The 18414-nt window shown below is 70.5% G+C and carries 14 protein-coding genes and 1 pseudogene; 2 read left to right on the forward strand and 13 right to left on the reverse strand.

Translation table 11 applies throughout. The annotated features are described in order from the left end of the window. Positions 1 to 160: 160 nt before the first annotated feature. Together ACFQ6S_RS20595 and ACFQ6S_RS20600 are read left to right on the forward strand one after the other, a co-directional pair. On the forward strand, positions 161 to 1945 hold the full coding sequence (locus ACFQ6S_RS20595; RefSeq protein ID WP_383411506.1) for a hypothetical protein: 1785 nt from the start codon (positions 161 to 163) through the stop codon (positions 1943 to 1945). Positions 1946 to 2199: 254 nt separating this feature from the next. Beyond that, entirely contained in the window at positions 2200 to 2982 is a 783-nt protein-coding gene (locus ACFQ6S_RS20600; protein WP_383411508.1) for a DUF899 domain-containing protein, read from the forward strand. Positions 2983 to 3073: 91 nt separating this feature from the next. Here the strand turns inward: ACFQ6S_RS20600 and ACFQ6S_RS20605 are convergent, their stop codons facing one another. From ACFQ6S_RS20605 to ACFQ6S_RS20665, 13 genes and pseudogenes are all read right to left on the reverse strand, one after another. Then, positions 3074 to 3241 (reverse strand): hypothetical protein, encoded by a 168-nt coding sequence (locus tag ACFQ6S_RS20605; protein WP_383411514.1) that lies wholly within the window; start codon positions 3239 to 3241, stop codon positions 3074 to 3076. 82 nt (positions 3242 to 3323) lie between these two features. Next, positions 3324 to 3941 (reverse strand): chloramphenicol phosphotransferase, encoded by a 618-nt coding sequence (locus ACFQ6S_RS20610; RefSeq protein ID WP_383411517.1) that lies wholly within the window; start codon positions 3939 to 3941, stop codon positions 3324 to 3326. A gap of 98 nt (positions 3942 to 4039) precedes the next feature. Next, the gene (locus ACFQ6S_RS20615) at positions 4040 to 5329 is read right to left on the reverse strand and encodes a TerD family protein (protein ID WP_383411520.1); all 1290 of its coding nucleotides are present in this window, start codon (positions 5327 to 5329) and stop codon (positions 4040 to 4042) included. 107 nt (positions 5330 to 5436) lie between these two features. Then, the gene (locus ACFQ6S_RS20620; protein WP_383411523.1) at positions 5437 to 7437 is read right to left on the reverse strand and encodes a beta-galactosidase; all 2001 of its coding nucleotides are present in this window, start codon (positions 7435 to 7437) and stop codon (positions 5437 to 5439) included. Next, on the reverse strand, positions 7434 to 8750 hold the full coding sequence (locus tag ACFQ6S_RS20625; RefSeq protein ID WP_383411526.1) for a glycoside hydrolase family 36 protein: 1317 nt from the start codon (positions 8748 to 8750) through the stop codon (positions 7434 to 7436). The genes ACFQ6S_RS20620 and ACFQ6S_RS20625 overlap by 4 nt, the downstream gene beginning before the upstream one ends. 26 nt (positions 8751 to 8776) lie before the next feature. Beyond that, positions 8777 to 9661, reverse strand: a complete 885-nt coding sequence (locus tag ACFQ6S_RS20630; RefSeq protein WP_383411529.1) for a carbohydrate ABC transporter permease — start codon at positions 9659 to 9661, stop codon at positions 8777 to 8779. Next, the gene (locus ACFQ6S_RS20635) at positions 9658 to 10635 is read right to left on the reverse strand and encodes a carbohydrate ABC transporter permease (RefSeq protein ID WP_383411532.1); all 978 of its coding nucleotides are present in this window, start codon (positions 10633 to 10635) and stop codon (positions 9658 to 9660) included. The genes ACFQ6S_RS20630 and ACFQ6S_RS20635 overlap by 4 nt, the downstream gene beginning before the upstream one ends. Positions 10636 to 10640: 5 nt before the next feature. After that, positions 10641 to 11954, reverse strand: coding sequence for an ABC transporter substrate-binding protein (locus ACFQ6S_RS20640; RefSeq protein WP_383411535.1), 1314 nt, complete (start codon positions 11952 to 11954; stop codon positions 10641 to 10643). 388 nt (positions 11955 to 12342) lie between these two features. Further along, complete coding sequence (locus ACFQ6S_RS20645; protein ID WP_383411538.1) at positions 12343 to 14070, reverse strand: copper resistance CopC/CopD family protein; 1728 nt, start codon at positions 14068 to 14070, stop codon at positions 12343 to 12345. A 295-nt stretch (positions 14071 to 14365) separates the two neighbouring features. Beyond that, positions 14366 to 15089, reverse strand: a pseudogene (locus ACFQ6S_RS20650) (SDR family NAD(P)-dependent oxidoreductase). Continuing rightward, positions 15086 to 15559 carry a cupin domain-containing protein gene (locus tag ACFQ6S_RS20655; protein WP_383411540.1) on the reverse strand — a complete coding sequence of 158 codons (474 nt, stop codon included), beginning with the start codon at positions 15557 to 15559 and terminating at the stop codon, positions 15086 to 15088. Before ACFQ6S_RS20655 ends, ACFQ6S_RS20650 begins: the two are co-directional and overlap by 4 nt. Then, positions 15556 to 16173, reverse strand: a complete 618-nt coding sequence (locus tag ACFQ6S_RS20660) for a GNAT family N-acetyltransferase (RefSeq protein WP_383411543.1) — start codon at positions 16171 to 16173, stop codon at positions 15556 to 15558. The genes ACFQ6S_RS20655 and ACFQ6S_RS20660 overlap by 4 nt, the downstream gene beginning before the upstream one ends. Further along, positions 16166 to 18343, reverse strand: coding sequence for a penicillin acylase family protein (locus tag ACFQ6S_RS20665; protein WP_383411545.1), 2178 nt, complete (start codon positions 18341 to 18343; stop codon positions 16166 to 16168). The genes ACFQ6S_RS20660 and ACFQ6S_RS20665 overlap by 8 nt, the downstream gene beginning before the upstream one ends. Positions 18344 to 18414 lie beyond the last annotated feature (71 nt).

The following is an 18414-nucleotide window of genomic DNA, read 5'->3' on the forward strand; positions in this document are numbered from 1 at the left end:
GGGGAGCGGTTCTCCGCCGCCGGGTGCACCCATGCCCTGGCACCGGCCAGTCCGGAATGAGCCCGGTGGATTCGGGCTGTCCGCAGGGCGTTGAACCGTAGACTTCGGCAGTTGACGCCGACAACGTCGGCGTTGCGCGCGCTCGCGGGGAGGAGATCACATGCAGGATCCTTCGGACTCGATGGAGATCGCCGAACCTGAGGAGAACGGCCGGAGCGGTACGGCCGACTCACCTGTTGGGGACGATCCGACGTCCCACTCGGACATCGACTCGACGACGGCGTCGACGGTCCTGGTGGAGGTGCTCCCAGGGGTGGCTCTCGTCGCCGGTGACGTCCCGCCGGAGCTGAAGCCCGATTTGATCGACTTCGGGATCGTGCCGGCTGCCGACCGCAAGCAGATCTCAGCGATCCTCGCCTCGATCGGGAACGCGGCGACCGTGGCCGGCAATCTCGGAAACGCGTCCGCCAGCGTGCAGGGGCTCTACAGGATCGGCGACACGGCGCAGGCCCTGCTGAGGAGCGGCGCGACGCTCGCCGTCAAAGACGGCGGGAACCTCGGAGCGGTGATGGTTCCTGGCCGCATCCTGCATCAGGCCCGCTTCTACTCCGCGAATGCGGTGAGCAAGGCGCAGACCGCGGCCTCGATCGGGCCGGCGCTGGCCATGGTCGCCCTTCAGATGATGCTGAGTGAGGTCTCGGGTCTCGTCAGGACCAACCTCGCTGTGACGAGTCAGATCCTCACCACGATCCGCAAGGATCAGTGGGCCGAACTGACGGGGCTCGTCGCCGCCATCGATCGCGCGGTCGACCAGGCGCGAGAGATCGAATCGGTCCCGACATCCTTGTGGGATGACGTCGCGGGTAGTGGAGCGCTGCTGCAGAAGCAGCTTGAGCTCTACCGAGGGAACGTCCGCGACCACGTCAGGCAGATCGGTCGGCCCGACGCACGCAGCCACCGTGAGTATCTGCTGACGAACGCCGAAGCGATCGTCTTCGACGCCTACGCCCTTCTGTCCTCCGTCAAGGCATGGACCGCGTATCACGCTCTCCGCGCCGCGAGGGCGAGAGCCGCTGGGCGCGAAGACGCCGCAGAGGCGCAGTACGCCGAGGTCATCGCGCGCGACACCCGCGCGGAGTTCGACTCCGCTCTCGCCGAGACGACGAGCCTGGTCAACGCGCTGACGCGGGAGCTGCGGATCAACGCCGAACTGCCTGGACCCGACGCGTGGCCGCTGCCGGGGAAGCGGAAGGACGTGAAGGCAGCCCGCGAAACCTCCGCCCGTCTTCTGGAGGCGATCGAGCCCCTAGCCGACGCTCTCCATCCGCCGGCCCCTGCGCTCGAGGCTCCGGGCGTCGTCTGCGCACCCGAATCGCTGGATCTCGAGCCGTACCTTCGCATCCTGCGATGGTCCCTCGACGGCGGTGAGACCCTCCGTGTCCTCGGCTTCCCCGACCAGCTCGATGCCCTCGGTCCCATTTCTGCGATCCTCGGCGGAGCGAAGGAGAAGTTGGCGGCAGCGAGGGACAAGGTCGCGGTAAGGGCACTGGTCGCTGTCACGGATCGCCGCATCATCACGGCCAAGACGAACGCATTCCTTGAGCAAGGCGAGATCGGTCAAGACATCCCGATCGACCGAGTGCGATACGTCCGAGCAACGACCACACAGGACAGAAGCGCGCGCTTGGCGATCGACCTCATCACGCGCGACGAGAACATCCGGTGGCTCTTCCACGCTGACATCGACAACACTCAAGTGGACGCGCTCGCCGCCGTGCTTGCCGAGTCGATGACGATCCCGGACGTTGAACGCGATGAGCTTCAACGGCGGCGCCACGCCCCCATCGAGGGGGCAAGAAGGGCGAGAGTACTGGCCCGAGGTCTACCGACCGGACTGGAACCGAGGCCACGACTTGCGATGCCGAGTAGGCCCCGAGCCGATTGACCAGTTCGTGGCCGGGGCCGACAAAGAAGCAGCCACCGCGTGACGCCATGCCGCCCCTGTGCCCAGGTGCACTCCCTCACCGCTGAGTTCGAATCTCGTAGCCTCCGCCAGCCCAGAGGGCGTTCGTCCGTTCTCGGAGCGCGAGGAGGGCTGTGCGTGGTGCGATGAATTCCGGCCGGGTCGGGAGTCTGTTCTGGTGAACGTCGTAGGGCGTCGTACGACGCCGCTCGGCACCAGACACCGCGGAGGACACCATGACGCCCGCTCCGGACGATCCGACCACCGCCCTGCCCGGCCGTCCGCCCGTGGTCGATCTGGCCACCTGGCAGGCGGCTCGTGACGAGCTGCTGGTCCGTGAGAAGGCCCATACCCGCGAGGGTGACGCCATCGCCGCGGCCCGCCGGCGGCTGCCGATGGTTGAGTTCGACGGGACGGTCGAGGTCGTCGGGTCCGATGGCCCGGTCCCGTTCCTGGACCTGTTCCAGGGCCGTGACGAGCTCGTGGTCTACAAGCACATGTGGTACGACGGCGCGCCGCACCAGGGGCAGTGCGAGGGCTGCACCACCACGGCCTGGCACGTGCAGGACGCCGTGTACCTCAACGCCCGCGGCGTCTCGTTCGCCGTGCTGACCACGGGTCCTTGGGACGAGGTGGCCTCCTACGTCGCCTTCATGGGCTACACCCAGCCCTGGTACTCGGTACGCGACGTGGACGGGCCGGCCGGCGGTGACATGGGGTACCTCACCAGCTATCTGCGCGACGGCGACCGCGTGTTCCTCACCTACTCCACGACGGGCCGGGGCAACGAGCGGGTCAACGCGTCCCTCGGTCTCCTCGACATGACGCCCTACGGCCGCGGCGAGGCGTGGGAGGACAACCCCGAGGGCCGGCCCGGAGGGCTCGACGCGTGCTGGTCCTGGCGCTCGGACGCGGACGGCAACGCCACCTGGGGCCCGACCAGCCGCCCCGTCCCGCAGTGGACCCGCCCCGGCGCGACCCCGGTGGAGACGCTCGGCCGACACGGCCACCACCAATGACGCGGCCTCGTCGGGCGCGACCCCGGTGGAGACGCTCGGCCCGACACGGCCGGCATCACTGACGCGGCTTCCTCGGAACCGGGCCGAGGCGTCAGGCCGCGGTCCGGGCCAGGCGGTGGAAGGCCTGGGTGGTGTCGGGGTTCGCCATCTCGTCCAGGAGGTGGCGCCAGTCCGGGTCGGCCGTCGGGTGGGCCAGGTCCCAGGCGGTGAGGAGCGGGGCGAGGTCGCTCTCGTGGGGTGTCTCGGTCAGGTCGTCCATGGCGGTGCGGGGGTTCGGGGCAGCGACTTCATGGCCGGTTTCCTTCCGGACGGGGACTCCAGACCTTTGGGATCCGCTGGGTTCAACCATCCCTCCGCCGGTGCGGTGGAGCCATGGCGTGGGCCACCCGGTCGGGGGTGGAGGTGGCCGCACCCCGCAGAGTGCGGCCCTCCCCCGGCCGTACCGGATCGGCGGTCAGGCGACCCGCGCCGCGATCGTTCGTGCCCACTCCAGGGACTCGGCGCACCTCCTCGTGCACCACGTCCGCCTGCAGCGCGGCCATCCCCGGCACCCGGTCTCCCCCGGCGGGCTCACGGCCCGCCGCGACCGCGCTCTCGCATCTGACGCCGACCCACAGGGCCGGGAGCTCGCCGAGGGCCTTGCGCCAACGGCGCTGGGACGCCGCTCCGCCCGGGAAGACGTCGTCCACGACGATCCTGGCGCCCGCACGGGCCATCGCCGCGATGCCCTGTGTCCACGCGGCGTCCAGGGCCGTGAAGGCCGGCCCGACGCTCACCCCGCCGTCCGGCTCGAAGACGATCCCCTCCTCCGCCGCCCGCTTCCTCGCGGGCAGCGCCTCCGCGAACGAGTCGGCCCCGAACGCCGGCCACGGATCCGGCAGCACGGCATGCAGGCACCGTACGATCCCGGACTTTCCCGCGCTGGAACCGCCGTTGAGGATGATCAGTCGCGTGGCCATCGCGTCGCCTTCGCGTCACCGTAGGGCGCTCGCGACTGCGGCAGGAAGCGAATTCCTGGGCCGGCGGCCCACCCCCGCGCCCACGCCCGCGCCCGCCCTCACCGGCGCTTGAACTCCACCGGCCCCGCGTTCATCTCGATCGTCCCGTCGGGGTGGAGGACCGGGCGGCGCTCGGTCATTCGGGCGCTGTAGGCCTCGATGTGGTGGATCGCCGCTCCGTCGGAGTCGGTGAAGTCGACGAGGGCGATGGCCACCCAGTAACGGGTCTTGGTGTTCTCGAAGAGCGGGACCGTGACGGTCGAACCGCGGCCGTCGGTGACCACGACCTTCGCGCCGAAGCTGCGGAAGGAGCCGAAGCCGTTGCTGAGCGCGGAGTAGGCGCACAGCAGGACGTAGCCCTGCTGGTCGGGGCGGACGATACGGAGGGTCTCGCGGCCGGGTGTCCGGGAGTCGCCGTCGAGGCGGATGAACGGGTGGTTCTTCCGGGAGCCGAGGCGCTTGTAGTAGACGACATCGGCGCCCTTGCCCTTCTTCGCCGTGTCCGTGTCCGGCGCGGGGGCCGAGCGCTTCTTCTTGGTGATGAGGGTGCCGGGCGGCTGCTCGCCGTGCACCGCCTTCGAGGCCGGCACGAACAGGGCGTAGAGGTCGAGGTCGGCGCCCCGCCGGCGGCGCTGGTCGCTGCCGCCGTCCCACTCCAGGGTCGCCGTGACCACCAGAGCGCGGTCCGCCTTGTCCAGGCTCATCGAGACCTGGCTGCCCTTGTCCAGGCTGATCGTGCCGAGCGGGGGCTTGCGCAGGCTGATCGGGGGCGGGGCGGCCACCGTCGGCGCCTCCTCTACCTGCTCGGGTTCCTCGGCGAACTCCTCGGCGGGCTCCGCCACGTCTATGCCGAAGTCCGTCGCGAGGCCCGCCAGGCCGTCCGCGTACCCCTGGCCGATGGCGCGCAGCTTCCAGCCCTCGCCCCTGCGGTAGAGCTCCATCAGCAGCACGGCGCGTTCGCCGTCGGTGAGGGCCGGCGGCCGGAAGTGGACCGGGTCGGCGCCCTGCTGGGAGGCGCGGATCAGTACGTCCTTGACCTCGTGGAAGGTGCGGCTCGCGTCGTCGGGATCGCAACTGCCCACCAGGACGACGCGGTCCACCTCCGCCGGAATGGCGGCCGGGTCCATCTCGACGCGCTCGGCGCCCTCGGCATCGGCGGCGATGTGCCGTACCGCGCCGGACTCGGCGGTCGGCTGGTTGTAGAAGACCAGGTCGTCGTCGGACCTGACTTTGCCGTCCGCCGCCACCAGCAGGGCGCTGAGGTCGACCGCGCCGCCCACGGTCCGCAGTTCGGCGACGACTGGCCCGGAGCCCACCGCGATGTTCCCGCCCTTGCTCAGCTCCGGCATGTCGCCCACCCCTCGCCAAATCCCCCGCCGCTTTCACGCCACCCTGTCACATCGGACCCGGTGCGAAAGGGTGTTCGCGTGAGAGTGACAGAGGGCATGACGTGCCCTCACCGCGGCTCGCGCACCACCGCCGTCTCCCCCGCCGGAACACTGACCGAACCCGGCGCCGGATCGCCGGTCAGCAGTTCCGTCGCATCCGATGACACCGTGACCTCGGCGGGCGCGTCGGTGTGGTTGATGAGGAAGAGGTAGTCGGCGTCCGGACCGCGTCGCAGGACCGCCTCCACCCCGGGCGCGGTCTCGCGCACGGGCCGCACGCCGGCCTCCGCGCGGATGCGGTCCAGGAGCCCGGTCAGGGTCGACTCGTCGGGCAGGGTGGCGAGGTACCAGGCAGCGCCCTCGCCGAGGCTGTTGCGGGTCACAGCCGGGATCCCGGTCAGCGGACCGCTCGTGTACGACTCGACCGACGACGCGCCCGACAGGCGTACCCGCTCCGACCACAGGGCCCCCGTGCCGCCGCCGCTCAGGCCCACCGACTCGCCGGGCAGCAGCGGGAACAGCTCGTCGGTGCGCACCCCGAGCGCCTCGCGGAACGCGCCCGGGTAACCGCCCAGCCGGACATGGCAGTTCTCGTCGACCGCGCCGCTGTGGAAGCCCACCGCCAGAGTTCCGCCGCCCGAGGCGAAGGCCGTCAGATTCCTCGCGCCCTCGTCGTCCACCAGATACAGCGAGGGGGCCAGCACCACCCGGTAGGCCGACAGGTCGGCGTCGGGCCGTACGAAGTCCACCGCCACGCCCGCCCGCCACAGCGGCTCGTACCAGGCGCGGACCAGGTCCAGGAAGCGCGGTTCGGAGCTCGGTTGGGAGGGGAGTTCCATGGCCCAGCGGGCGTTCCAGTCCCAGACGATCGCCACCTCGGCCGTGCCGACGCTGCCGCGCACCTCCGCGAGCGCCTTCAGGTCCGCGCCGAGCCGGACGACGTCACGCCAGATCTGGCTGTCGGTGCCGGCGTGCGGGAGCATCGCCGAGTGCCACTGCTCGGCGCCCGCCTTGGCCGCGCGCCACTGGAAGTAGGCGATGCCGTCCGCACCCCGGGCGACATGGGCCAGCGCATTGCGCCGCAGCTCGCCGGGGCCCTTCGCCCGGTTCACCGGCTGCCAGTTGACCGCGCCCGTCGAGTGCTCCATCAGCAGCCACGGGCCGCCCGCGAGGGAGCGGACCAGGTCGCCGCTGATCGCGATGTCGATCTCGGACTCGGGGTCGGCCGACTGGAGATAGTGGTCGTTGGAGACGACGTCCAGCTTCGGGGCCCAGCGCCAGTAGTCCAGCGCGTCGAAGTTGTACATCACCATGAAATTGGTGGTGGCGGGGATCTCCGGAGCCGCCTCCAGCAGCACCTCGCGCTCCGCCTCGTACAGCGAGAGCAGCTCGTCACTGCAGAAGCGGCGCCAGTCCAGCTGGTGGGTGGGGTTCGGGACGGCGCCGGTGGGGCGGGGCGGGAGGATCTCGTCCCAGTCGTAGTACCACTGGCTCCAGAAACGGGTGCCCCAGGCCTCGTTGAGGGCGTCCAGGTCGTCCGCGTACCGCTTCCGCAGCCAGCGCCGGAACGCGGCCGCGCTCTCGTCGCAGTGGCACTCGGCGTTGTGGCAGCCGTACTCGTTGTGGACGTGCCACATCGCGAGCGCCGGATGATCCGCGAACCGCCGGGCGAGCTCGCCGGCCATGCGCAGGGCCGCCTCCCGGTAGGCCGGGCTGGACGGGCAGAACGTCTGACGGCTGCCGTACGACAGTCCCCTGCCGTCCTTGTCGACGGGCAGGGCCTCGGGGTGGGCGCGGAAGAACCAGGCCGGGGGCGCCGCCGTCGGGGTCGCGAGGTCGGCCGCGATGCCGTGGGTGTGCAGCAGATCGAGGACGCGGTCCAGGAGGGAGAAGTCGTACACGCCCTCCTTCGGCTCCAGCAGCGCCCAGGAGAAGATGCCGACGCTGACCATGGTCACCCCGGCCTCGCGCATCAGGCGCATGTCCTCGGCCCAGACCTCCTCGGGCCACTGCTCGGGGTTGTAGTCGCCGCCGTAGGCGATGCCGGGGACGGACAGTTCGCGCTTCATCGGGCACCTCCACCGAGGAGACGGCGGGTCGTCGCCACGCCCCACTCGTCGAGGGACAGCAGACGGTCGCTGGAGGCCACGAGGCCGCCGGTCGCCTCGACGTGCGCGGCCCACTGCTCCCGGGTCTCGACGGCCGGGCGGGCCATCAGGCAGTCGGGGTCGTTGATCCAGAGGCGGCCGTGCTGCCACTGGCGGCCGGCGCCGGTGAACTCGGCCGGGTCCTGGCCGGGTTGGCTGTAGTCGTCGGCCTCGGGGCGCCGGTGCGGGGCCGTGTCGGGACTGACCCGCATCGCGTCGAACAGTCCGAGGGACGGCAACGTCGGCGCACCGCAGCCCAGCAGGTAGGCGTCCGCGCCGATCGCCTCCCGGATCAGCTCGATGCCCGTGCGGTACGCCGTCACCGCGTCCACCGGCTGGTGCCGTACGCCGTCCAGGGCGCCCGCGTAGAGGAAGTCGACCTTGAAGTAGTCGTAGCCCTCCGCGCGCAGCGTCCGGAAGACGTCCGTCAGGTAGGCCGCCGCCTCGGGGTGGGTGGTGTCCAGGACGCGCAGGTCGTGGCCCCAGTTGCGGCCGGCGTGGGTGAAGTCGCCGTCGGTGGTGCGCACCAGCCACTCGGGGTGCTCGGCGGCCAGGTCGCTCGCCGGGTCGACCAGGAAGGGTGCCGTCCAGATGCCGGCGCGGCGGCCGCGGGCGCGGATGGCGTCGGCGATGCCCGCGCGGGAGCGGAAGCGGCCGGAGAGGGTGAGCCAGTCGCCGAGGGCCTTCTGGTAGCCGTCGTCGATCTGGACGACGTCGACGGGCAGGTCGAGGGTGTCCATCGCGCGGAGGTTCTCGTCGATGTCGTCCTCGGTGACGGCGGTGAAGTACTCGTACCAGGAGCACCAGACCGTCGGGGCCGGGCGGGGGGCGGGCAGCTGGAGGCCGTCGGCCCAGTCGCCGAGCACCGACTGGATGTCGGTGCCCGTCCACTCCTTCACCGGGCCGTCGGCGGTGACCTCCGCGACGGCGTCGTCCGTCACGACCAGCCGGATGGACGGGACCTCGCCGAACGGATCCGACGCCGCCCACAGACGGACCGGCGAGCCGTCGCCGGGGTCGAGTGCCAGCAGGCCCTCGCCCTGGAACGTGCCGTCGGGGACGGTCACGCCGGGTCGGTAACAGACCGTCGCCCAGTTGTCGTTGGTCGGGCGGTGGGGGCTGTCGCCGAGCGCGTAGGCGCCGCTCGGGCTCCAGGACTGCCAGCCCTCCTCGTGGACAAGGGCGGTGCGCATGTCCACGGGCACGGAGGCGACGGGGGTGAAGAGGTGGTGCACGGGTGTCTCTTTCAAGAAAGGGGCCGTCAGCCCTTGTTGGCGCCCAGCGTCAGACCGCTCACGAACTGCCGCTGGAGCACGAAGTAGACGATCAGCGTCGGGATCGCGGTCAGCAACGCGCCTGCGGCGACCAGGTTCGGGTCCGTGAAGTAAGCGCCGGAGAGGTTGTTCAGCGCCGAGGTGATCGGCATGTTCTCGCCGGTCGAGATCAGGACCAGGGCCCAGAAGAAGTCGTTGTAGATCCAGATGGACAGCAGTGTCGCCAGGGCCGCCATCGCCGGGCGGCACAGCGGCAGCACGATCTGCCAGTACTGCCGCCACACCGAGGCGCCGTCGACCAGCGCGGCCTCGGTCAGCTCGTGCGGCAGCGTGCGCATGTAGTTGCTGAGCACGAAGGCGCAGAAGCCCGACTGGAAGGCGACATGAATCAACACCAGGCCGAGCGCCGAGTCGTAGAGCTTGCCGGACATCGTGATGCCGGGCAGGTCGACCAGCAGGTACAGCCGGTACAGCGGGGTGATGATGACCTGCTGCGGGAGCAGGTTGCCGGCCGTGAAGACCAGCAGCAGCGCCAGGTTGATGCGGAAGTCGAAGCGGCTCACGTAGAAGGCGACCATCGAGGACAGGAACAACGTCACCAGCACCGCCGGTACGGCGATGATCATGGTGTTGACGAAGTAGTGGCTCATGTCCGACTGGGTGAACGCGTTCGTGAAGTTGTCGAAGTTCAGCGTGTCCGGCCAGGACACGTATCCCTTCTCGCTCGTCTCCGAGTACGGCCGCAGCGCCGCGTAGATCGCCCAGAGCAGCGGCGCGAGCCAGGCCAGCGCCGCGCCGGCGAGGAAGACGTGCAGCAGGATCCGGGCGGGGCGGATCGGCGTACGGGTCTTGGTCATCGCGGTGATGGTCATGCGCGCCGCTCCTTCCGGAAGGTGGCCACCAGGTAGGGGATGATCACGACGAGGGAGATCAGCAGCAGGACGACCGCGATCGCGGAGCCGTATCCGATGCGACTGGACTCGCCGATGATGTTGTTGGTGACCAGGATCGAGAGCAGTTCGGTGCCCTCGGCGCCCTTGTTGAAGACGAAGACCAGGTCGAAGGCGCGCAGGGCCTCGATGATGGTGACGACCAGGACGACGGTGTTGGTCGGGCGCAGCGTCGGGAAGATGACGTTCTTGAACGTCTGCCACTCGTTGGCCCCGTCGAGCGCGGAGGCCTCCCGCAGCGAGGGGTCGACGCCCTTCAGGCCGGCCAGGTACAGGATCATCATGTAGCCGGTGTGGCGCCAGGACGCGGCGACGAGGACCGCCCAGAGGTTGAGGTCCGGGTCGCCGATCCAGTCGATGTACTTGCCGGGCTCGTTGGCACCGATGACGCTGTTGATCAGGCCGGTGTCGGGGTTGTAGATCAGCTGCCAGACGAAGCCGATGACGGCCATCGACATCACGACGGGCAGGAAGAACGCGGTCTGGTACACCCTGCTGAACCGGATCCGCTTGTCCAGCTGCACGGCCAGGAACAGGCCGAGCGGGGTCGGGATCACGATCAGGACGACGAACCAGATGACGTTGTGCTCGACGGCGGGCCAGAACTGCGGGTTGTTGGAGAACAGTTCCTTGAAGTTCTCCAGGCCCACCCACTTGATCGAGTCGAAGCCGATGCCGTCCCAGGTGGTGAAGGCCAGCGCGACGGAGGCGAGGGCCGTCACCCACACGAGGGCGATGTGCAGGATGGTCGGCAGACCCGCCATCAGACCGAGGGTGATCCGGTCACGGCGGGTCAGCAGGCGGCGGTGTCCCTGGGACACCTTCTTCGCGGGGGCAGCGCCCGGAGGCGGCACGGCGGCCGCCTCCGGGATCTCCTTGGTGGTTTCTGTTGTCATGTCGATCAGCCGGACGCGAAGATCGTCTTCTTCTGGCGCTCGATCGAGGACAGCAGGCTGTCGACGCCCTTGGGGTCACGGACGAACTTCTGCAGCGCGGGCTGCATCACCGTGGAGGTGAAGTCGGGGCGGGAGTCGCGGTCCATGAACTGGGTCAGGGACTTGGCGCCGGCGATCATGTCGTACGCCTTCTTCTGCAGGGCGGTGTACGAGGAGGTGTCGGCCTTGGTGGAGGCGTGGACCGAGCTCGGGTCGGACTTGAGATAGACGGTCTCGGCCTCCGGAGTGCCCAGGAACTCCAGGAGCTTGACGGCCTCGGCCTTGTTCTTCGGGCTCTTGCTCATCATGAAGCCGTCGGTCGGCGCCTCGACGGTGTCCTGGCCGTACGTCGGGTCGATCTCCGGGAAGGCGAAGAAGTCGAGGTCGTCCAGGGCGGCCTTGTCGGTGAACTGCTGGGCCACGAAGGTGCCGAGGAGGTACATGCCGGCCTTCTTCGAGGCGAGCGTCTGGGCCGCGTCCTGCCAGGTGCGGCCGACGGCGCCCTCCTGGTGGTACGGGAGGATCTCGGTCCACAGGTCGAAGACCTTGCGCACCTTGGCGTCGGTCCAGGAGGCCTTGCCGCCCATCAGGTCGACGTGGAAGTCGTAGCCGTTCTGGCGGAAGTTGATCTGGTCGAAGGTGCCGAGCGCGGGCCAGGCGTCCTTGTCGCCGAAGGCGATCGGGACCAGCTTGTCCTTCTGCATCTGCTTGCACAGCGCGACGAAGTCGTCCCAGGTGGTGGGGACTTCGTAGCCGTTCTCCTTGAAGACGCTCTTCCGGTAGAAGATCGCCCAGGGGTAGGTGTACAGCGGCACGAAGTAGTACTTGCCGTCCTCGCCCTTGCTGAGCTTGTGCATCGCCTCGGGGAAGTTGTCCCCGATGGTCTTCCACACGTCGTCGATCGGGGTGGCCAGGCCCTTGGCCGCGAAGAACTGCATCCGGTAGCCGGCGAACCAGGTGAACACGTCGTCCGGCGTGCCCTGGAGGTAGGAGTTGATCTGCTCCTGGAAGGTGTTGGAGTCCTTGGTGTTCACGTCGACCGTGATGCCGGACTTCTTCTTGTAGGCCGCGTAGATGTCCGCGAACGCCTTCTTCGGCACGGCGTCGGACGCCTTGGAGCCGAGGGTGACCGTCTTCGGGTCGCTCGCCGTGCCGCTGCCGCCGCAGGCGCTCAGCAGCGGGACGCCCGCGCCGAGAACTGCGGCGCCGCCTATGCCGCGCAGCAGGGTGCGACGGCTGGGCGAGGGCAGTGAGAGACCGGAGGGGGAGAAGTGCTGCATCTACGGCTCCTGAGGGCAGGGTTCGATCATGAGGGTTGAGAGCGTCGAAGTCCGTCGTAACCGATCAGAAATCAACTTGACCGAACACGGTGGCGCAATAACAGCCGTATGTCAGGTCATGCGTCAAGAGATGACGATCGCCGTTTCGGAAACGTGACCGATATCTCGAACCCTCGTTCAACTTCGAGGTGATCGAACTCGCGTACCTGGAGGTGGTGCTGACCGTGCCGGAGCGGTCGAGCCCGACCTTCTACCGGGTCGCGGCATCGCGCCGCGTCCGCCGGGACGTGTTCGTGACGACCGTGAACGCCGATGTTCAGGTTCACCGGCCTGGACGGCGTCCCTCACGACTGCGAGATCGACGACGCCGCCGAACCCGTCAGGACGACTAGCGCACGATGACGGTGCTGGTCTCGCTCACCTGGTCGACCTCCGACGTCCGCACGGTCACCTTCATCTCCCACTTCCCGGCGATCGGCAGATTGAGGAAGCTGTTGCCCCAGTAGCCGCCCTTGTCGGTGAGTTCGGCGTCGAGGGGGCCGATGTCCTTGGCCGGGAGCGTGAAGGAGACGCGCAGCTCGGGGACGACGGACACGCCGCCGTCGGGGCCGAAGACGAGGGCCTCGATGGAGTTGTCGCCGACCCGGCCCGGGTCGAGGGTGATCTGCACCTTGCCATGGCCGCCGGGGGTGCCGACGTCGAAGGGCACGTTGGTCACGGAGGCGCCGACGACCGCGGGCGCCCCGGCCGCCGCCTCGGCCTCCGCGCGGCCGGGCAGGGTGCTGGTGAGCAGCGTGGTGATCGCCAGGACCGCCGCGCCGACGGCGACTTCGGCGAGGACCGAGCGGCGGAGGGCCTGGCGGTGCGGGTCCGGGGGAGGCTCCACGTCGGTCCGTGGCGGCTCGGGCAGCGGCGGGCCCCCGGCCGGCTCGGGCACCTTCTCCCGTACGACCGTCTGCGCCGTCGCGTCGACCGTGGCCAGCCGTGCCGTCCAGCTGCGGGAGACGGCCGCCGCCGCGAGGAGGAGTACCACGGCGACCAGCTTGAGGGTCAGGAACCTGCCGTACGTCGTGCCGGTGAGCGCGTCCCAGGAGCCGAGGCCGCGCCAGGACTGGTAGACGCCGGTGACGACGAGGACCGTCACGGATGCGAAGGCGAGGCGTGAGAAGCGGGTGACGGCCGCCGGGGTCAGCCGGGCGCGGTACAGCGTGACGAGCAGGGCCGTGAGGCCGCCCAGCCAGACCGCCGTGGCGAGCAGATGCAGGGCCGAGGACGTCATCGCCACCGGCACCTGGATGCCCGCGGAGGCGTGCTCGCCGGCGGCCCAGGTCGCGGCGAGTCCTACGGCGAGGACGGCGCCCGGCCGGCCAGGGGGCTTGCGGGTCCTGGACAGTCGTACGACGTAGAGGCCGGCCACCAGCAGAAGGGCCAGCCGGGCGAGCAGGATCTCACCCGGGCGGCTGGTCAGGGTGCGGGTGAAGGAGTCGACGCTCAGGGCCCCCAGAGGACCCTCGCCCGTCTCGTAGGGGGCCCGCAGCATCAGCAGGGCGAGGGTGGCGGCGAAGAGCGTCCACCAGCTCGTCCTGAGCAGCCGGTGCAGGACGGGGGCGTCCGGTGGGCGGCAGACGGCTGTGAACGTCGCGGTGCCGATGAGCAGGGCGACGGCGAGGTAGGCCAGATAGCGGGCGATGTTGTAGAGGGCCTTGGTCGCCGGGTCCTCGGTGGGGCCGGTGTCCACGACGGCCTTGGTGAGGGAAGGTTTGCCGACGGAGAAGGTGAACGCCCCGGACACCGGGTGGCTGTCCGCCGACACCACCCGCCACGCCACGGTGTACGTCCCCTCGGCCAGCTTCGCGGGCAGCGTGACGCCGGCGGTTTCGGCGCCGTCCGAGGCGTGCTGCGGCTCGCCCGTGCGCAGGCGGCGGCCGTCGGGGTCCAGGACGCGGAAGGAGTCCTCCAGCAGGCCGACGGACTCCGTGAAGGTCAGGGTGATGTCGCGGGGGGCCGACTTGAGGACGGTTCCGTCCTCGGGGTCGGTGGCGCGGAGGGCTGCGTGGGCCGACGCCGGTCCCGTGCCGCCGAGGAGGAACAGGACCAGCAGGGTGCCCAGCAGCACCAGCCGCTGAAGCCGTCGCCGGTCTCGGGGTCGGCGGAGCGGTTGTCGTCGGTCATTGCACCCCACGTGGGTCACATCTCCGTCGTCGGACTTGAGGCCTCGCAGAGTATGTACGGACGCGGAGCCCTTCGGACTCAGCGCGGTCGTAAAGGGACGCCGGCCCTTCAGCCTCGGCCCGCCTGGGGGCTGCCGCCCCCAGACCCCCGCTTCGGCCCTGAACGGGCCTCGTCCTCAAACGCCGGACGGGCTGAAGCGACTGGACCGGTGCTTCCCAGTCGGCCACGTAATCCCTCACTCACCACGTCGGCCGCGCCGACACCCCTCCGTCCACCACCAGATCGTGCCCCGTGATCCAGGACGCGAGCCCGGACGCCAGGAACACACACGCGTCCCCCACGTCCTCCGGCCGCCCCAGCCGTCCGGCCGGCGCCGCCCGCTCCCAGCGCCGTGCCCCGTCCGGCCACGCCTCCTCCAGCGCCGCCGACCGGGCATGCATCCGTACCGCCGCCTTCGCCGCGGAGTAATGAGCGTGCAGCGGCGCCGGACGGCTCGCCTCGATGGAGGCGATGTGCGTCACCGAACCGCCGCCCCCGACCTGGCCCCGCATGATCTCGACGGCAGCCTGTGCGCACGCGAAGACGTTCGACAGGTTGGTGTCCACGACCGCCCGCCACTGCGCCACCGACATCCCCGGCAGCGCACCCGTGGGCTGCACACCCGCGTTGTTGACCAGTGCCGTCAACCGCCCCCTACCCCACTCGGCGGCCTCCCCGACCACCCGCCGGCACGCCTCCTCGTCGGTCAGATCGGCCCGCAGCACGACGGCCCGGCCACCCGTCCCCCGGATCCGGGACGCCGCTTCGTCCGCCGCCTCCACCGAGTTACGGCTGGGGGTACCCCCTCTGGGGGAGCAGCGCGACCGCCGCCCCCTCCTGCGCGAACCGCGTCGCGATCCCCCGCCCGATGCCGCCGCCCGCGCCCGTGACCAGGGCGACCTGTCCTTCGAGGAGTCCGCTCATGGGCGGCACAGTGCCGCTATCCGGGCGGCCTGCGCCGGATAGCGCGCCGTCAGCTCCGCCAGGTCGCCGTGCTCATAGCCCTCGTAGGTGAAACCGGGCGCCATCGTGCAGCCGAAGAAGGTCCAGGACCCGCCCGCCGCGACCCGCGCGCCCATCCAGGTCCCGGCCGGGACGGTGTGCTGGATGTGCTGGCCGCGCTGTATGCCGGGGCCGAGCACGGCGGTGCGGGACGTGCCGTCGGGGGCGAGGAGCAGCATCTCCAGGGGGTCGCCCAGGTAGAAGTGCCAGACCTCGTCCGACGGCAGACGGTGCAGGGCCGAGTAGTCGTCCGCGGTGAGCAGGACGACGATCGCGGTGCCCTGCGGCCGCCCGTCCGACAGCTCGGGCCCCGCCCAGGTCTGCCGGAACAGCCCGCCCTCGCGCGGGATGGGCTCCAGGGAGTAGTGCGCGACGAGTTCTTCCGGGGTCACGCCCGGAAGGCTACCTCCCGGTCCAGGAAGGCGAGTTGGGCCTTCTTCTCCGGGATGTACACATCGGGGAGGTCGACCTCCGGCAGCACGACCACCGGGCCGGCCGTGAAGCCCTGCCGGAGGAAACGGGCGACGGCCTTCTCGTTGCGCACGTCCGGATCGACGACGACCCGTGTGCGCTCCAGCGTCCGGAACACGTACGCCGCGACGACGGTCAGCAGCACCGACGTCCAGCCGGGCCGCGCGCCTTCGGGACCGGCGGGTGCCAGCAGCAGATGGACGCCGATGTCGCCGGGAAGGACGTCGTAGCACTCACTGACGCGGTCGGCCTCCGGCTCGTAGGTCTGAAGCACCGCGACCGGGATGCCCTCCCGCACGACCAGGAAGGCGTGATGGGTGTCCAGGGTCGCCATATGGGCGTAGATCTCGGCCACCTGGTCCTTGGTCAGGCCGTTCATGCCCCAGAAGGAGGCCCGTTCCTGGCTGACCCAGCCGTGCACGGCCTCGGCGTCGGCGTGCGGGTCCAGGGGGCGGATCTGGACGGTGCCGAAGCCGTCCACAGCCTGTTGATGAACGGGGTGCTTCTCGCGGGCGGCCGTGGGCAGCTCAGACATCGGTTTCCTTCTCGAACTGGGTGAAATCGGTGACGACCGGGACCAGGTCCCCCTGGAGCCACAGGGGGAGTTGGTCACGGTGGTGGGGTGAGCCGGGGATGCCACAGGCACCGAGCGGGACCACCCAGCTACTGGCCTCGCGGTCGGCCAGGTCCCAGATGTAGCGGGCGGAGGGGCCGCGTGCGCTCAGGTCGGTGAGGCCGGGCACGGATGAGGTGCACAGGACGCAGTCGTGGTCGCCGGAGAGACCGGGTTCCCGGTACGCCGGGTCGGGGAGCGCACGCCAAGGGGCCAGGCGGTGGGTGTCGCCCCAGGTCCGGCGAGCCTCGATGGGCGGCTGTGCGGCCGCGCCCCCGGCCACCTCCTCGACCGCCGCGCGAACCGTCTCGGCACGGTCGATGCCGTACAACTCCTCGGCGCGCAGCAGGTGTTCGAGCGCGAACCCGACCCGCGGGAGCAGGGCCAGCCAGGGGAGGAGGACCTCCGGGTACGCCGGCGGAGCGGCCAGCGCGGCAAAGGCCGGGTGCGCGGCGATGCGCCGTACGACGGCACCGCGCACCTGCGCATACACGGCCGCAGCGGCGCTGTCCGCGTCCATGCGGCGGTCCCAGTTCAGGAGGGTCTCCCGGACGCGGGCGGCCTCGGGGGTGAGGGTGTCGAGAGTGCGCAGAAGGTCCAGCAGGGGTTCCGCGGAGGCCAGTCGGGTGTCCATGTGGATCGCCGGCATGTCGGCGGCCGACCAGCGTGTCTTCTCCGCCAGCAGGGCGGTGATGCGGTCGGCGCGATGGGGCGCGGCGAACTCGACGCCGAGCGGGGCGGCGACGCCGCGCTGGTTGGCCATGGCGGCGACGCCGTCGCTGAGCCCGCCGCGCGGCGTCTCGTGCCAGCCCTCCCAGTCGTGGCCGGGTTCCCACGCGGGCACCAGCCGGATGCCGTTGGCCGCGGACCGCACCGGCACCTTTCCGGCGACACGGTGCAGCAGCCCGCCCTCGGTGTCGGCGGCCTGGACGACGTTGACGGGCTCGGCCCACAGGTCGACGGCACGGTCGACGTCGGCGACGCGGCGGGCGCGCAGGAGGGGGAGCAGGGCGCTGAAGCCGAGGTCGGCGGTGACGCGGGGCGGGTAGCGGAGGGTCACGGCGAGGGGCGGGGTGCCCGGGAGCTCACCGGAGAACTCACTCGAGAACTCACCGGAGATCTCGCTGAAGACCTCGCTGGAGAATCCTTCCTGCAAGCCGTCCGGCAGCCCCTCCGGACCCCCGATGACCACCGGCCCCCGCGCCGTCTCGATCACCTCGACCTCGACCGGCTCCTCCCCCGCGACCTCCACGACCTCCGTGTGCCGGACGGCCCGGCGCCACACGCCGTCCGGGTCCAGGGCCTCCACGCCCGCCCCGGTGCGCCGCAGCCGCTCCCGGTACAGATCCTGATAGTCGGCCATGGCGTTGGTGATGGCCCAGGCGACCGTGCCGGTGTGGCCGAAGTGGGCGATGCCGGGGACGCCCGGGACGGCGAGGCCGACGACGTCGAACTCCGGGCAGGAGAGGTGGATCTGCTGGTAGACGCCGGGTTCCTCGATGAAGCGATGCGGGTCACCGGCGATGATCGCCTGCCCGGTGACGCTCCGCTCCCCGCTCACCAGCCAGCCGTTGCTGCCCGAGGTGCCCGGTCCGTCGGCGGCGAACAGCCCGACCGCCTCGGCGCCCAGATGCCGGACCACCTGCTCACGCCAGAGCTTGGCGGGGAAGCCCGCGAAGAGGATGTGGATGCCGAGCCAGACGCCGAGCGGGGTCCACGGCTCCCAACGGCCCGGAGTCAGACCGGTCGTCGCGAACTCGGGGGTGCGGCGGGCGCCTTCGGCCAGCCCGTCGTTGACACCGTCGACGTACGCCCGCACCCACCCCGCCGTCTCCGCGTCCCGTTCCTCCAGCTGCGCGAAGCAGCGTCTCGCCGTGTCGTCGAGGCGGGCCCGTCTGACGAACCGGTCCCAGGGCAGGGCCTCGGCGCCGAGGAAGGACGCGGAGGTGCCCTGCGCCCGGTGCCGTTCGACCTCCAGTTGCCAGGCCCGGTCGAGGGCGGTGACGCGGCCCTGTATCCGGGCGAGTTCTCTCGCCCCGACGGCGCGGAGATGCGGAATGCCCCAGGCATCGCGGAAGATCTCGCCGGTCACCTGTGCCCCTCCTTTGCTTTAGGTTAGGCTTCCCTAAGTTATTGGTGCGGGAATCGTACGCGAAGGGTGAA

The organism is Streptomyces sp. NPDC056479 (assembly GCF_042795335.1).
In the GTDB taxonomy this organism is placed as follows: Bacteria; Actinomycetota; Actinomycetes; order Streptomycetales; family Streptomycetaceae; genus Streptomyces.